13 protein-coding genes are annotated in these 16,822 nt (G+C 40.6%); 6 read left to right on the top strand and 7 right to left on the bottom strand.

Annotated elements, in window-relative coordinates; genetic code table 11:
- Positions 1 to 314: 314 nt before the first annotated feature.
- Positions 315 to 1,658, bottom strand: coding sequence for a sugar porter family MFS transporter (locus JWQ54_RS01230; RefSeq protein ID WP_299579043.1), 1,344 nt, complete (start codon positions 1,656 to 1,658; stop codon positions 315 to 317).
- The gene (locus JWQ54_RS01225; RefSeq protein ID WP_299579041.1) at positions 1,655 to 2,701 is read right to left on the bottom strand and encodes an aldose epimerase family protein; all 1,047 of its coding nucleotides are present in this window, start codon (positions 2,699 to 2,701) and stop codon (positions 1,655 to 1,657) included. Before JWQ54_RS01225 ends, JWQ54_RS01230 begins: the two co-directional genes overlap by 4 nt.
- Positions 2,702 to 2,791: 90 nt before the next feature.
- Between JWQ54_RS01225 and JWQ54_RS01220 the strand changes: the two genes are divergently transcribed.
- Complete coding sequence (locus JWQ54_RS01220) at positions 2,792 to 3,697, top strand: AraC family transcriptional regulator (protein ID WP_299579039.1); 906 nt, start codon at positions 2,792 to 2,794, stop codon at positions 3,695 to 3,697.
- Positions 3,698 to 3,717: 20 nt separating this feature from the next.
- Here JWQ54_RS01220 and JWQ54_RS01215 read toward each other — a convergent pair whose 3' ends face one another.
- The 4 genes from JWQ54_RS01215 to JWQ54_RS01200 all read right to left on the bottom strand — a co-directional run bounded on the left by JWQ54_RS01215 (position 3,718) and on the right by JWQ54_RS01200 (position 8,347).
- Entirely contained in the window at positions 3,718 to 4,047 is a 330-nt protein-coding gene (locus JWQ54_RS01215) for an FKBP-type peptidyl-prolyl cis-trans isomerase (RefSeq protein WP_299579038.1), read from the bottom strand.
- A 30-nt stretch (positions 4,048 to 4,077) separates the two neighbouring features.
- A complete protein-coding gene (locus JWQ54_RS01210) occupies positions 4,078 to 6,699 on the bottom strand; it encodes a GH116 family glycosyl hydrolase (protein ID WP_299579036.1) in 2,622 nt (873 codons plus the stop codon).
- Between the two features lie 101 nt (positions 6,700 to 6,800).
- Positions 6,801 to 7,256, bottom strand: coding sequence for a DsrE family protein (locus tag JWQ54_RS01205; protein WP_299579034.1), 456 nt, complete (start codon positions 7,254 to 7,256; stop codon positions 6,801 to 6,803).
- Positions 7,253 to 8,347 (bottom strand): c-type cytochrome, encoded by a 1,095-nt coding sequence (locus JWQ54_RS01200; RefSeq protein WP_299579032.1) that lies wholly within the window; start codon positions 8,345 to 8,347, stop codon positions 7,253 to 7,255. Before JWQ54_RS01200 ends, JWQ54_RS01205 begins: the two co-directional genes overlap by 4 nt.
- 331 nt (positions 8,348 to 8,678) lie before the next feature.
- On the opposite strand from JWQ54_RS01200, the gene JWQ54_RS01195 reads away from it, so the two are divergent.
- From JWQ54_RS01195 to JWQ54_RS01175, 5 genes are all read left to right on the top strand, one after another.
- Positions 8,679 to 11,783: a SusC/RagA family TonB-linked outer membrane protein gene (locus JWQ54_RS01195; protein ID WP_299579030.1), complete on the top strand. Its 3,105-nt coding sequence runs from the start codon at positions 8,679 to 8,681 to the stop codon at positions 11,781 to 11,783.
- A 34-nt stretch (positions 11,784 to 11,817) separates the two neighbouring features.
- Complete coding sequence (locus tag JWQ54_RS01190; protein WP_299579029.1) at positions 11,818 to 13,401, top strand: SusD/RagB family nutrient-binding outer membrane lipoprotein; 1,584 nt, start codon at positions 11,818 to 11,820, stop codon at positions 13,399 to 13,401.
- 334 nt (positions 13,402 to 13,735) lie between these two features.
- Positions 13,736 to 14,482 (top strand): outer membrane beta-barrel protein, encoded by a 747-nt coding sequence (locus JWQ54_RS01185; protein WP_299579026.1) that lies wholly within the window; start codon positions 13,736 to 13,738, stop codon positions 14,480 to 14,482.
- Positions 14,483 to 14,664: 182 nt separating this feature from the next.
- Positions 14,665 to 15,213 carry a hypothetical protein gene (locus JWQ54_RS01180; protein WP_299579025.1) on the top strand — a complete coding sequence of 183 codons (549 nt, stop codon included), beginning with the start codon at positions 14,665 to 14,667 and terminating at the stop codon, positions 15,211 to 15,213.
- Positions 15,214 to 15,281: 68 nt separating this feature from the next.
- A complete protein-coding gene (locus JWQ54_RS01175; protein WP_299579023.1) occupies positions 15,282 to 16,094 on the top strand; it encodes a hypothetical protein in 813 nt (270 codons plus the stop codon).
- A gap of 87 nt (positions 16,095 to 16,181) precedes the next feature.
- Here JWQ54_RS01175 and JWQ54_RS01170 read toward each other — a convergent pair whose 3' ends face one another.
- Entirely contained in the window at positions 16,182 to 16,757 is a 576-nt protein-coding gene (locus JWQ54_RS01170; protein ID WP_299579021.1) for a TMEM175 family protein, read from the bottom strand.
- Positions 16,758 to 16,822: the final 65 nt, after the last annotated feature.

The raw sequence follows: 16,822 nt of genomic DNA, 5'->3' as shown, positions 1-16,822 counted from the left end.
CCATATTTGGCCTGCAAATCCCGGTAAGATACTCCACCTTTTAAATACTCTGAAACGATGGCTGACTTGTTTATATTATGATTCATCTTTCCACTGTTTATTTGTCAACCTATTTTAGGGAAAGTCACGCGGAACACCTGGAACAAAGTGGAACATGCTGATTATCAGAAGCTTTGGATTTTATTAAGGATTAAATAGATGTAAGTAACTGATAATCAATAACTATGCTAACAACCTTTATATCGAACTCTCGTTAACTTAACAACATTACCCTAAGGGGCATTAATTTATCACAACTAATACCTCTGCACACCCTAATGCCCTGCTAAATGTTGTTCCAACTCTTCCAATGTTTGACCCTTGGTCTCTTTTACCTTGCTTTTTATAAATAAGAACCCTAAAAAGCAGATCCCAGCATACAGATAAAATGGACCATAAGCACCCAATTTTTTAGCCAGGATTGGAAAAGTAAAAACCAGTATAAAATAGGCTCCCCATAATGATACGATTGCAACAGATGATGCCAGTCCCCTAATTTTATTAGGGAAGATCTCGGAAATAAGCACCCAGGTAACCGGCGCAAGGGACATGGAATACATGCTGATAGCCAATAAAACAAATATGGAAACCAGGCCCGCTGATGAATGATTTTGCAGCAAAAATGCCAGGATGATATACACTACCGATAAGCCGAGTGCACCACCAAGCATCAATGGCCTGCGGCCAAGCTTATCCACCTGCCACATGGCGATCAGCGTAAATACAAGGTTCACCACGCCTATAGCAACCGTTTCAAAAAGCTGCCGGTTCAGGTTTGCACCTACGGATTCAAATATGGTTGAGGTGTAATTAAATACTACGTTTATCCCACAGAACTGCTGAAATACAGCCAGGGTAATCCCCACAATAACGGCAGGCCGTACGCTTTTTTCAAAAACCGCTTTATAGCTCTGTTTTTCAGCTCCCACCATTGATTGTTCAATTGCTTTAAAAGTTTGCTGAACAAAAAGTTCAGAGCCTATTTTATTCAGTACCCGCTTTGCCCGCTCCACTTTACCGGCTTTAATTAACCAGCGCGGACTTTCAGGCAGCCACATTACCCCTATTAAAAATATCGCTGATGGTACAACCCCAAGCCCAAACATCCAGCGCCAGGCATCCACGCCTTTATCTGCCAAAAAATAATTAACCAGGTTAGTAACTAAGATCCCGATGACTACGGTAAGCTGGTTGATGGCCACATTGCGCCCCCGTACTGCAGCCGGCGAGATCTCGGCAATATACATAGGGCAAAGCATGGAGGCCATACCCACACCTATGCCAGCGGCAAAACGCATCACCACAAACAAGGTGAGTGTTTTAGTAAGCGCGATCCCGATAGACGAGATCGCAAAAATTATGGCTGCGGTCATCAGTCCGGGTTTGCGTCCATAACGGTCAGCAACCCTGCCTGCTATCAAACATCCAACGATACAGCCCAAAGCCAGCGAGCCGGTTAAAAAACCTTCCCACCAGGCATCGAGCGCAAATTGTACCCGCAGAAAAGGCAGAGCACCTGATATTACGGCAAAATCAAACCCGAATAAATAACCGCCAAGGGCCGAAATAAACGAGATGCCAATAATATACCGGCTATTGAAGGTGGATTGTTGGTTCATATTTGAATATCAGGAATTAACGTAAATTCATAAATAATCTCTTCTCTATATTGTTCACCCGGTTTTAAAAAGGTTGATGGAAATAAATCATGATTAGGTGCATCCGGGTAAAGCTGGCACTCCAGGCACAACCCGTCAAAAGGCTTATAAGATTTACCAAGGTGTCCGGGATGGATGCTTTCTAAAAAGTCACCGGTATAAAACATCAAGCCGGGGTAAGTAGTATAAACATTCAATCTTCGCCCTGAATTCGCATCATCCAAAACAGCAGCTAACCGGGTATTGTCATCCTGGTTATTGAGGATATAATAATTATTAAACCCCTTTCCGTTATTTTCTTTGATCTTATTGCCTATCCGATCCCCGGAAAAAGCTCTTTTACCCACAGGAATTACTTTTCCGGTGGGAATATATTCCTTGTCAGTTTCCAGGACATGGCCTGCATAAATGGTTAATTGATGATCAGTCATTGAGCTTTCTTTTCCTGATAAGTTAAAATAGGCGTGATTGGTAAAATTGGCAATGGTTAGCTGATCGGTTTCCGCAAGATAGGTGATTTTAAGCTGATTATTTTCAGTCCATTGATAAGTGACCGTTAACTCCAGGTTACCGGGAAACCCGCCATCGCCGTCCGGGCTGTGCAACATAAAAATTAGCTTATCATCCTCAATTTTATAGTCAAATACCCTTAAATTGTATCCACTGGTTCCCCCGTGATTGCTATTGGCATTATCATTCGCTTCCAAATAATATTGTTTACCATTCAATTTAAAAGCGGCATTACCTATCCGGTTGGCAAATCGCCCAACGGTTGATCCTATATAACAGTTATCCGCCAGGTAGCCTTCAGGTTCATCAAAGCCAGCCACCACATGTTCTGATTTACCATCCCGGTTGGGCACCATAACAGAAACTATTGTCGCGCCATAATTAGTAAGCTCAACAAAGGCGCCATCAGCATTTTTTAATGTGAACAACAAAAGCTCCTTATCATTGTAAATTCCGAAATTTTCAAGTGTGATCATTGGATCTATAACTGGCATTGTAAAATTCAATGATTTAAACGGGCAAAGAAATAGGTATTATTATTATAATGATGGATTATATTATGGCAATTATTACATTTGCCAGTAATGCTGCAGGCAAATAAAGATATAAAAAGACGTGAAGGCTTTGAAGGGCAGAAACTTATTGTGCTACCGAAAAAGATTATCACGGGTTTCCTGAGTAAAGACCCGGTAACCCGGCAGATCTATATAACGGATATTGGCTACTACCCAAAAGCTAAATTTCATTACGCTGAACGCCCTGCGGGGATAAATCAGCATATTATTATTTATTGTACAGAAGGGAGCGGCTGGATCGAGATCAATAAAAAAAGGGTTGACTTATCGCCTTCGCAATTCATTGCTATTCCTGCAAATACCCCGCACAGGTATGCTGCCAATACCAATAAACCATGGACTATTTACTGGATGCATTTTAAAGGTGATACAGCCGGGTTTATTATCAACCTGATATTGAAAAACTCAGAGAATTATAAACCGCATTTAGCTTTTAATGAAGACAGGATAAAGCTATTTGAGGAGATCTGTTTTAACCTTGAAAAAGGCTATAGCGAAGATACCTTAAGGTATGTAAATATGATCTTTTATCATTTTCTCTCTTCATTGATCTATGAAAATAAGTTCAACCATATTGACAAGACCGAAGATGATGTGGTAGGTAAAACAATTGCCTATATGCAGCAAAAAGTCAACATAACCGTTAAACTGGACGAGATTGCTGCATCTGTAAATATATCCGCATCACACTTTTCCGCTATTTTTAAATCAAAAACGGGCCATTCACCTATTGAATATTTTAACCAGCTTAAAATTCAGAAGGCCTGCCAGTACTTGTCATTTACAAACATGGCAGTTAAGGAAATAGCTATTACATTAGGGATAGAGGACCAATATTATTTTTCGCGAATGTTCACCAAGCTAATGGGCATATCTCCTACCAAATACCGGGGAAAAAATCAGGCTGCGGAATAAATCACATCCCGCACAGCTATTTAACAGCAACAGCCTGGCCCGCATGTTTCATCCTTTGGCATAGTTTCAGGCTTTCCTGATTTTAACTCGCTGGGGGTTGCCGCACGTATACTGTCAATAACAACATCCATCTGGTAATTTTCGCCGCTACTTTCATCGTTTTTAAAAACGATCAGCTTTTTATCGCCAACCTTTAACCCCCCAACTGCCGCCTCTAAAGCCGGTAAAATATTACCCGAGCCATGCAGATAATCTACAGGCGCCTGGTTCATAATATCTTCAATAACATCGCCATCATTATTTTTCATAACAAAACGAAGTGATACAACTCTGTTTGCTTCAATATTCATAGCTTGTAAATTAATTTTCCTGTCATTCAACTAAGCTTGCTTGCCGGATACCAGTGTTTTTTTAATACTGATATTTCCGTACACAATTTTAACCTGCGGCTTTCCCTGTTTAAGGCTTACTGTTCCAAAGCCTGTTTCTGTTGAAATAAAGCTTGTAAAGTCGCCGATTTTTGAATTGATGTGCAGCGTTTTATCAACCGCATCATAACGCACGCCGGTTAAAGCCTGCAAATAGCCATAGCTTGATAAAGCACGCGCATACCAGCTGCCGCATTCATATTCGTTAAAGGGATTTCTGATTTTTCCGTCATACCTGTCGCGTGATGCCCTCACTATCTCCAGCCCTTCTTTTACATTCCCCATCAGCATCAGGTGCGATGCTACCTGGTGCTCAATACCTGTCCACACCTCAGCACTGTAAACAAACGGAAGCGAAAGCTTACCGCCTTTGGGCCAGGTGCATAAAAGCAAGCCGCCTTCATCACCTAACGCGTAAGTTGGTCGCTGCGGATTGGCATGCTCGCTTAAATTCTCCTTCAAATTATATTTGTGAACAGCCATCAAGTGGCTTTTTATCTTTTTTGGGTCGATAGTTTCGTCAACACCGCACATCCGGCCAATCCAGGCGCCGAGAATCCCGTCAGACAAACAGCCTTTCCCGTATTGGTATTTAGGCCCTTCCTTTTCCATAAGCGCCTGTGCTTCTTTTGAATACTCTCCGCCGAAGGATTTTGCTGTCGCAGGATTTTTGGCGTTCAAGTCTTTATACTTTATTTCCTGGATAAAATACTCACCATCATACAATTCTGTTTCGATCAAATTTTTGGCCTTCACAGCTAACTCTTTATATTTAGCAACATCAGCTTTTAAAAACTCACCCATTGCAATAATGGCATTTAAAGCACCGGAGTAAAAGCTGGTGTGCATGCCATCGCCACCCCAAAATTCAATGTCATAAGTATTGTGGTGCGGTTCTTCAATTGCCCCCCTATGCCGCGGGTCCCACGTGCTGATGCAATAATCCATGCTGGTTTTTACCATGGGGTACATTTTTTTTAGCCATATATTATCACCATAAATACGCCACTCGCGGTAAACTTTCATTATGCCGCCTAACTGGCCATCTGCCGCAGCATGAAAATCATGTTTGGTTGGCTGGATGGGTAAATTAGCCCTGAATGTTTGGTGCCCGTTAACGTCCTGGCTTTCGCAAAATTCAGTATGCCTCAAGCTCCTTTCCAATGCCGGAAACAAATGCGGAATAGCCTGCGCATAGTTCCACACATGTGTGCACGAGCCATGGCAGCAACCGTTGTCATCGGCACAGCCCTCAAAGCTCCATAGCCGGCCATCATACTGACGCATAACTGTTGGCGACTTTAATATAGACAGATTAGCAGCAACCGCTTCCATTACCTCGGGTGGAAGCGTTGACGAAAAAAAAGCATCTTTAAAAAGCGTTGATTTTTTCCTTAGCTCATCATAATTCTTTTTCCAGTATGCACTAACTTCTTCAATGCTGCTGAAGCGGCTGCTGTACCAGGGTTTATAGAACTTGCCGTTAAAATCTTTATCATATTTATCAAGGTCGATGTCAGAAGGTGAATTGCAACAGCCACTTGCCGGGTCGCAATTTTCCTTCCGTGTGCCCATTTCACCGTAGGTTAGTTCAGAATCCGGCGTGTACCAGGCCATCATTACCTTGATCACTTTTTCCTTACCCGGCAATAGCTTAAAGGGCACGTATAAACTCGCGCCCGGAGCATCCTTATCCACAGGCGGGTTTGCCTTTGCATTACCGCTCTTTACCTCGTTCCAGGCCATGGTAACCGGGTCCCACCAGCCACCGCGAAACCAGCAATGATCAACAATGGTATCGCTTTCATCTGTAAAAACGGCAAAATCCGACCTCAATGGTTTTTCTTTTGTTCCAAGCTGGGTTAATATAAAGCCATTTTCTAAAGGAGTGATCTTATCTTCACCTTTATCAAAACCCAAAAAATTCTTCGTGTTAAATGAAAAAACCGCATCGGCTTCCATTTTACCTATATTGGTAAATTTATATTCCATGGCACCGACAGGCAGGCTTGAATTATCATCATCAGTTGGAATGAATGGGCTCCATCCTGTCACCTGCACTTTTAATGGCAGGTCGGCATCAGTAATATCAAGGTATGCAAAGGGGAACCGGGCCTTAAAGCTTGCATTATGAAAATGCGGCAATCCGGTTGTAGCACCGCCTAGTCCATTAGCGGCATCCTTAAGTCCGAATTTCTTCCAATCAGGCACAGGACCTTCTAACAGCTTGGCGCCATTTTTTGCACCTTTAACGCAAATTGCGGCAAACATGCCTGGCTCATTAAATATTTCGGGTTTGTTTTTAACAGACATGTGTGAGATAGCCCCCGTGCCTTCCATGCAAAACATGCCGGCCCCAAGTCCGCCTATAGGGAATGCTACGCGGTTAAGGTGCTGACCTGTATATTCCGTATTATATTTACGTTTACCGGGGATTGTAACAGCCGGAACGGCTTTATCATCAACAGTTTCTTTTGCATCAGCAATGCTCAAAGCGCTAACAGGCAGCAAAGCAGCAGCACTGCCAACGCCAATATTTTTCAGAAAAACCCTGCGATCAGATTTGTTTTTCATAAATTGGAATCAATAAGGGGTTACCTAATGGAATAATTGGTTGTATGTTCAAATCTAATAAAATTCGGCACAGGTAAAATGCTAAGGATTAAAACTTTTAATTACGGATGTACCACTGCCCAACCATCGTAATGACGTAAAATAATCTCACCGTTGCCGCTGGGGACATAGGATATAAAATCGAACAAATCGTTTTTATCTATTTTGCGTTCCCTTACAGTATTACTACACTCTGCTAATATCACTCCCTTGGCCTGCAGATTTTTTAATGCCTGTTCATATGCTCCTGATTTCATGTAAACGGCAACACCATCACCAAATACAATCAGCTCAATGTGCAGCTTTCCTTTTAAGCGCGGGTCGTCCAAAGCGTTATCCATATTACGGAGGATGCCTTTTATCCTTTTTTCATCGCTTGAGTTTAGTACATATAAAGCATCATAATGTTCCAGCTTAGGCTGCGCACCGGTAAAATCAGCTGCATCACCTTGTGCCCTGGCCTGTTTGGCAAAAGTTATTAAGGCAAATATTGCAGCAATTAAAACGTACTTTTTCATAGGTTTTTATTTTTGTTGATCTGTGTTTTCTGAAACGCCACTATCGGTTTAAAAGGCCCCAGCTTGTGCTGTTTTTCACTAAATGGATCGGCATAAGGCCCGAAAGGTAAATCTATCGGTTTTTTATTAAGATCTGTCCAGTCGTTATGTTGATCCCTGTGCAGGCGTGGCTGCGAATCTATAAAGGCGGCAACGTTCCATGCTTCCTCATCAGTTAATTGCGGGTTTTGATAAGTTGCACCGTAGGGCATGTTATTTTTAACAAAACCTGCAAGGTTAATTACACGGTACATTCCTGCCCCATCATTATAGCTGTGCGCTCCCCATAACGGCGGATATACATAGGATCTTTTATCTGCAGCAAGTACGCCTTCGCCGTTATTGCCATGGCAGCTTTTACACTTTGCCATAAATACTATTCTCCCTTTAACGGGGTCGGCAGCGCCTTCCAAAAAAGGCAATTTTTCTGTGGCATTACCAAACAGCTTTTGCCCTTTTTTAACATTCCGGCCAATCCATTCCATATAAGCCAGCATTGCCCTGATCTCTTTTTTTGCGGTATCCGGGCTTTTACCGCCAAGGCTTCGCCTAAAACACTCTACCAGGCGTTCAGTTGCAGGCTCAACTTTTCCCGAGCGGTTACTCATTTTAGGGTAGCCTGCTATAAAGCCGGCAAAGTTATTCCCAAACAGCCTGCTGCCCCCGTCAAGGTGACAATTTTGGCAATTCATACCGTTGCTTATTTGTGCTATGCTGCCCTTGGGTCCAAAATAGATTGCTGTATGGGCAATAAGCTCTTTGCCATAATTAATCATTTCTCCGGCCTTACCGGCGGGTATGGTGCCGGTACCGGGCACTTTCCAGGCATCGGCAGGAATTACTCTTGAAGACTCCCCCAATGTTGAAGATTTTGTAGCGTCAGAAATGTGTGCTGCTGCATCAGCCTTTATATGCTGAATTGGAATATTTACCGGCTCATTATCAAGTAAACCTGCTATTATACCAACCATGCAAACAACAACTATTAAAGAAATATAAACCACATACCCGGATAGCCTGACCACAGCTTTTACCAGCTCATTTTCTTTCATGGGTTTGCATCTTATTTTGTTTGTGATCCAGGCGGTATATAAATATTATTCAATTTAATCCGAAGGTAGCTATTTTAAACTACACACGCATGCAGCAGCTCTGCGGCTAATAACTTAAAAATGAGCATTATATTTAATTACAGATAACTAATATTGTTCAAAATAATATAAATTTTATTAACTTTTAATATATATAATCTTTAAATTAGCTAATCTATCTTAATATATACAACAATTTTCTATTGTCTGGTATAATTTAAAGTACTCGTTCTTATCATAAATTTATCCTTAGGTTAAAAGATTATTTTTTTCACCCCAAAAAATTCATCTTATGAGAAAAAATTTCTACTCTCAAAAAACTGTTCCGCTTCTGCAAAACATTATTTTCAAGACACTTTTTATTTTGTTAATCAGCAGTGCAGCATTTGCTCAAAATCCCCCTGCCACTATTACCGGCAAGGTTACTGATGCACAAACAAATGAAACACTTATTGGAGTTACTGTAAGTGTAAAAGGAACCCCCAAAGGTGTGTTCACCGATGCTAACGGAACTTTCTCTATTGCTGCCGAACCCACTGCAACCCTTGTATTTAAATATGTTGGTTATAAAACAGTTGAAGTTCCGGTAGGAAATCAAACCCAACTAAATGTTAAACTGCAACCTTCTTCCGAGCAATTGAAAGATGTGGTGGTTACGGCATTGGGTATTAAAAGAGAACGGCGCGCTTTAGGCTATTCGGTAACTGAAGTAAAAGGATCGTCCCTGACCGAGGCCCGCGAAACTAACTTTGTTAACGGACTTGAAGGGAAAGTGGCCGGGGTTAACGTAAGTAATGTGGCTACAGGCCCGGGCGGCTCTGCAAATGTGATTATCCGTGGTATATCAGATATAACCGGTTCAAACCAACCATTATATGTGATAGACGGGATCCCGATGCAAAACAGCAACTACAGGCAAACTGACGTTGGCGGTGGTTATGGCGGTGCTGATGGCGGCGACGGCACAATTAACATTAATCCGGATGATATTGAAACGATCTCTGTATTAAAAGGCGCAGCAGCCTCCGCACTATATGGTTATCGCGGCAGTAAAGGTGTTATATTGATCACAACAAAATCAGGCAAAAATGCCAAAGGTACAGGTGTTGAATTGAACTCCAATTATGTGATAGAAAGCGTTATAGACAATACCGACTGGCAAACAACTTATGGCCAGGGATCAGCAGGTTTAAAACCCACAAGCGGTAGTGACGCTTTTGAATTAGGGTTATCAAGCTGGGGTGCACCACTCGACGGATCGTCTGTTTTTCAGTTTGATGGTGTTCAAAGGCCATATTCTTATGTGCCTGGTAATATGAAACGGTTTTACAAAAACGGCGGCGCCGCTACAAATTCCATATCATTTAGCAAGTCGCTTGGTGATGACGGAAGCTTACGTTTTTCAGCGAGCGACCTGCATAATAACAGTATTATACCAAACGCCGGGTATCAGCAGCAATCTTTCTCCCTATCTGCAAACTATAAGTTAGATAAGCACCTTGATCTGCAGTTAAAAGCACAATACATAAATGCATTTACGCACAACCGTCCAAGTGTATCTGATGCCGCCGGGAGTTTGAACTTTGCTCCGATGTTTCTTCCCCCAAACGTAAATATCACCTCCCTGTATCCCGGTTATAAAGCAGATGGTTCTGAGAATCAATTTTTAGATGACGCTTACACCACGAACCCCTACTTTGTAGCCTATAAATTCATTAACAATACTAACCGTAACCGTTTTATCGGCTCGGCAGATGCCAAGTATACTTTTGACAATGGTTTGTATCTTCAGTTCCGGGTGGGTGAAGATTATTTTGGAGATATTAATACCATAGTAACACCAAATGGAACAGCTTACCAAACTGATGGAGCCATGACACTTGAGCACATTAAATCCACCGAATTAAACATGGATGCCATAATTGGCAAATCGTTTAAAGTAACAAAAGATTTTAATGTAAATGTACTGGTTGGTGCCAACTCAAGAAAAGCTGTTGTCGATCAGCTTGATGCAACGGGTAATACATTTCAAACACCTTACCTCTATACAGTTGGTAACCTTGCCAGCCCTACTGAATATCAAAGTAAACCGGTAGTGGTAAATAGGTCAATCTATGGAACGTTTGATCTTTCATACAAAAACTATTTATACTTAACAGTTACTGGTCGTAATGATTGGTATTCAACCCTTGCTCCAGGTAAAACAAACTACTTTTATCCATCTGTGAGCGGTTCATTTGTTTTCTCTGAACTGCTTCATGCAGATTGGTTAGACCTTGGAAAATTAAGACTGGGTTATGCAAACGTAGGTGGCGAAGCTGATTCGCCATACCAAACATTATTAGGCTACAATAATATTGGCAATTTAAGCGGGCATGCAATAGGCAATATCGCTAACGGAGGCACCGTACCAAATTCAGCACTAGAGCCATCTTCTGCAAAAGAATTTGAAGTCGGTACCGAACTTTCCTTTTTTAAGAACAGGCTGCATTTTGATATCGCTTATTACAACAAAAAGGAAAGTAAAGAAGTTATCCCCGCTGTAACTTCAAAAACATCCGGGTATGATGCTGTTTTATTAAACTCAGGCACTATACAAAATAAAGGCATTGAGTTTTTGGTTTCAGGAACCCCTGTTAAAACACAAAATTTCAGCTGGACAGAAACCCTGAATGTAACTTATAACGATAATAAAGTATTATCACTTTCCAACGGGTCATCAAACTACCCGCTGGGTTATTCGCGTGCGGGCGAAGATGAAGGCAATGGTATAGCATATATGTCGCAGGTGGTTGGTAAGTCTGCTTACCAGATCTTTGCTTTAGATCCTGCAAGAGATGCAAGCGGCAAGCCGATCATTAATCCTGAAACAGGAGCGCCTGATCCAAGTACTGCTACTTATAAAGACCTGGGATCGGGTATTAGCCCGTGGACTACCGGGGTAACTACTAACTTAACGTATAAACACATTAATCTTTCTGTGCTTATTGATGGTAAATTTGGCGGTAAGATCTTCTCAGGCACTAATTACTACGCCTACACTTATGGTCTTACGAAAACAACACTTCCAGGCAGGGATCTGAAATACGGGACTGAACAGCTTAATCCACAAGATTATTATGTTGCTTTGAGTAACAATGGTTCAATGTTTCTTTATAATGACAGCTTTATTAAATTAAGACAGATCGTATTGGGTTATACCTTTCCGGCCAGTATGTTCAATAATAAAATACAGGGCATAACATTAAGCGCTGTTGCCCGGAATGTGCTTACCATTATGAAGCATACTCCAAATATCGACCCTGAATCCAACTATTCAAACGGTCCGCAAGGTATTGAACAGGCCACAGTACCTTATACCAGGACATTTGGGCTTAACCTTAACGTAAAGTTTTAAGATGATTATTGAAAAAATTAATAAACTGCTTAACATGAAATTACAATCCATATATATACTTGCAAGCGCTGTTTTATTAATGGCCTTTGCTTCGTGCAAGAAAGATCTAATAAAAACAAATACCGATCCTAATTCAGTATCTGTTGATGCATTCGATGCCAATAATATTTTAACTGCAACCCAGCTTTATTATACCGGCAGCACTGATAATGCGATAGAAGTAGAAGAAACTGAAATACAGGGAGCCGGCTGTATGATCCAGCATTGGGCTTCAACCTCAACTTACTTTTTTGGTGACAAATATATTGGCGCACCTACAAGTGGCGGCTGGGGATCGTTCTTTGATCATACTTACACGTCAACCATAAAAAATGCCGTTAATCTTTATACGATAACAACAGGGAAACCTCAATACAAGAATTTGCACCAGATTGCGCGAATAATAAAAGCAATGGCTTTTGAACGTATAACTGATGTTTATGGCGATGTACCTTATTTCCAGGCTGGCCAGGCCTATAATAAAGGCATTTATTTCCCTAAATATGATAAACAAAAGGATATTTATGCCGACCTGCTAAAAGAGGTGGAGCAAGCAACTGACAGCCTTGATGCAAATGCAGATAAACCTACTGGAGATCTGTTTTATTCACAGGCGGGTGATCAGATCGGTGAATGGAAAAAATTTGGGCATACTTTACTGTTGCGCATGGCTATGCGTTTAACCAAAGTTGATCCCACTACTGCAAAGACTTATGTAACAAAATTGCAGGGGCTTACCATGACAAGCAATGATGATAATGCTATTGTGGCCCACGGCACAAATGACCCGCTTACCATAAACAGGATCTATCGTGGAATAGGTGAAGATGGAGGCATCCAATTGTCGGGCCAGATAAGCAAAACTTTTATTGACTTTTTGAAAAACAATAATGATCCGCGTTTACCTGTGTTATCCTACGTTTATCCTCCTGATTTTTCGCCCGGGGATGATCCAGGCGGGGGTTCATCTGACCCTGCTGACCAAAACGGATTACCCAACGGATATGATGCCGGAAACACTTCTCACGGCATTCAAAGCTATCTTGGTCCTCCGCCATACCTGGGCAATATAAATTTATACTCACGCCCAAGTCCTATAATATTTAATGCCACTGCGCCAACCTTAATTTTAACTTATGCCGAGTCAGAATTTTTATTGGCTGATGCTGCAAAACGCTGGGGTATTGGCAATACGGAAGAACATTATAACAATGGTGTAAGGGCTGCTATGGAACAGTTGGCTGTTTTTGGAAACGCCGGTGTGATTAGCGATAATGATATAAAAACCTATTTGAGTGCACATCCTTATGATGACTCGAAAGGACCGGAAATGATAAACACCCAATTTTGGGCCTGCACCTTTTTTAATGAATACGAAGCCTGGGCCAATTATCGCCGCACGGGTTTCCCGGTTTTAAAGGCTGTAACCTATACAGGCAGCCAGTCTCCCGGCGCAATACCCCGTAGAATGTATTATTCATCGGTTGATAAGCAGGTTAACACAACAAATTACAATGCAGCCGCAGCCGCAATGGGTGGGGATAAAATAATCAGCCGGATGTGGTGGGATGTTCAGTAAATTAAATTTCAGGTCTTCTGTGAATCTCTTGAAAGACTAACCTAAAACAACCTGGTATAAAGCCGTCTTTTTTAATTAAAAGACGGCTTTTTAACGTGTACGCAATTTTAAAAATTTGCCAATTGAAGTAATTAAAAGAATTATACTGTGAATGATTATTTAGCCTTATTTTAGCGCCCTGATAAAGTATGGCTTGGTTATAGCTATAATTTAACATTTTTTAAGAATTAATATGGATACTTTTGCATTCCTTTATACGTTTGCATAACCGATGGATTTGCATCAGGTATAATATTTATTTCACAATTAAATAAAACGTTCCTTACTCTATAAAATGAAAAAAACACTTACACTAATTTCAATTATTACACTTATCTCTTTCTATGCCAAAGCACAGGATAATACTGACACTAAAGTATATGTTAAAAGTTATTTAGCACTTATAGGCGGCTTTTCAAACCCTATGGGTGATTTTAGTAAAAAAACCTATGATAATAATAAAGCAGGTTTTGCTAAACGCGGTGCAACGTTTGGATTAGAGGGCGCTTATTATTTTTATAAAAACTTAGGCTTTGGCGCAATCGTCTCTTTCCAGGACCAGGGCGAACTGACTATCCCTGACGTACAGTTACTTGCAGATGGTTATAATAAGATTCTTAAAGTAAACTCTACCTTAGTTCAGGGTGTTAACCGTTATCATAACTTAAATTTCATGGGCGGCCCTCAATATTCTTTTGCCTATGGTAAATTGATTCTTGATGTTCGTGCTGATGCTGGTCTAATTAAAAGCTCATCTACTCCAGAGCTTACCATATATGTATCAGGTGCAAATAATGGGCAACAAACTATTATCCAAAACAGCTCAAAAGGGTCTGCTTTTGCATATGGTGGTAATGCAGCTTTACGCTTTGAATTTGCCGAAGGCTGGGATATTGGCTTACGTTTTAATTATGTTAAATCTGATGGGATCAATATTTCTACCACAGGCGATATTTCAGCACTTGGCGGAACAGGCCGATTGGTAACAAAACAACCTATAAGTGAGCTACAGACCACTTTTGGAATTGGGGTTCATTTTTAACCGTAATTCTTTAATTAAAATATTTAAGGGCAGCTATTATATAGCTGCCTTTTTCATTTTTTATCTGTTACAGTATAAACCCGTAATAATTTTTTATTAAATCATTTGTGATTGATTAATAAAATTTTCAGGTTTAATTTTTTTCTGATACTTTTAGGGTAATCTTGATTAAAACTAAATAATTGAAAAAACTGATAGCTATAACATTGCTTGGCCTGCAAATATTCTCCATTTGCGGACATCTTGTACTCTATCAATACTTTGTTTACCAATCGGATAAATTGTTTAATGACCGCATAAGCAAAAACCTGTATAATGTGCATGACCTGGTGCAAATAAAAGTACCCGCACATACCGGGGTAACCCAAAACTGGAATAGTTTTGAAAAAATAAACGGACAAATACAATTTAAAAGCACTTGTTATAACTACGTAAAACTTAAGCTAACCAGGGATACTATTTACCTGATGTGTGTTCCTAATTACGAAAAAACAAGGCTTTTTAACCAAAATATTATCAATGCCAGTCAAATTGCTGATATCCCGGTAAATAAAAAGGATCATGTTCCGTTTGGTAAAGCAATTGACCTTGGTAAATATAATTACCCTATTGTATTGTTTAAATTTTCACCGCCTGTTATTATCCTGCAAGCAAATAATATTATATTCTGCTCCAGCCCTGTTCAACACTATATTGATACCCCTCATCAGCCTCCAAAAATGTTTTGCTAACCATTATTAATTAACATTTTTGCTAACCTTCTCCGTAATATATAATTAACGGAGTTCAAGTTTTTTACATGCTGAATCTTAATCTTCAACAACAGCTTCATTATACACTGCGTTTTGCAGTAGCCATGTGCTTTATAGGGCATGGGTCGTTTGGAATAATTACCAAAGCAATATGGTGTAATTACTTTGCCGTATTTGGTATAGGTAAGGTTATGGCTTACCAGTTGATGCCCTGGCTTGGGGGCTTTGATATTATGTGCGGAATAACAATGCTCATATATCCTCTACGGGTAATTCCGCTTTGGCTTGTAATATGGGGAACTGCAACAGCGTTTTTACGCCCGTTATCGGGTGAGCCTTTTGCCGAATTCATTGAACGAGCCGGGAACTTTGGCGCTCCGCTGGCCCTTTTGCTGTTGTCCGGAGGGGTGCAGTTAAATATTAAAAGTTTGTTCAATCCAATCAATCCGGATACTTCGGTGGATGCTAAAACATTGACAAAGGTAGTGATCTGTTTAAAAGTGGTGGTATTCCTGCTCCTTGCAGGCCATGGCTGGCTTAACCTGATTGAGAAAAAGAGCCTTATTGGTCAATACACCAATCTTGGCTTTAATAACCCGGCAAATGTTGCGCATTTGATTGGTGCATTAGAAATTGCGGCAGCCGCTGCGGTACTAATAAAACCTATCCGCCCGGCATTGCTGGTCTTTTTTACCTGGAAAATCATCAGTGAATTATTTTATCCGCACTATAAAATATTTGAGTGGGTTGAACGCGGTGGCAGTTATGCTTGTTTACTGGCATTATGGCTTGCCCTGGGAAGGAAAACAGAAACATCACATTCTGTAGATAAATTACAAGCAGTTTATGATGGTTCGTAGTCCTGAGTCCAAAGTCTTAAGTTAGAAATGAGCTAACGACTTTGGGCTTAATACTTCTGGCTTTGAACTTACTTACAAGGTGGCTCCTCACCTGTTTATCTTCTTTTCTATCCGTTTATCAGGTATGAACCAGATACATGCTACCACTATATATAATGCAAAGCCAACTTTTGAATTAAAAAATGAAGCAATAATTGCAACGGCGTATATAATGGTTGAAATGGCGCCCTTCCGGTCTTTTCCTATTGCCTGAGCCAATAAGGAATTGTCGCCATGATGCCTTATCAAAGTTATCAGGAACAATGCATAAGCCAATGAGCACATTATTAAAACAATTCCGTAACAGGTAACCGGCCATTCTGCAAAATGATTCTCCCCCATCCAGGCAGTGACAAACGGAATCAATGATAACCAGAAAAGCAAATGCATATTAGCCCAAAGGATAGCGCCATTTACCGATTCAACAATCTGCAGGGTATGATGGTGGTTATTCCAATAGATCCCTATATAAATAAAACTAAGCAGGTAACTAACAAAAACCGGCAACAGCGGTAACAACGACCTGATATCTGCTCCGTGAGGCACCTTCAATTCTAAAACCATTATCGTAATGATGATTGCAATTACACCATCGCTGAATGCTTCTAAACGTCCTTTTTCCATAGTTAAAGCTTAATCAGCCTGTAAAATAAAAAAAATAGGTGAAAGGAGAAAGGTGCTTTTCTCAA

The sequence above is a fragment of the Mucilaginibacter sp. genome, assembly GCF_028288225.1.
Lineage (GTDB): Bacteria > Bacteroidota > Bacteroidia > Sphingobacteriales > Sphingobacteriaceae > Mucilaginibacter.
The sequence above is the reverse complement of the archived record's forward strand: the minus strand, read 5'-3'. Positions and strand labels throughout refer to the sequence as shown.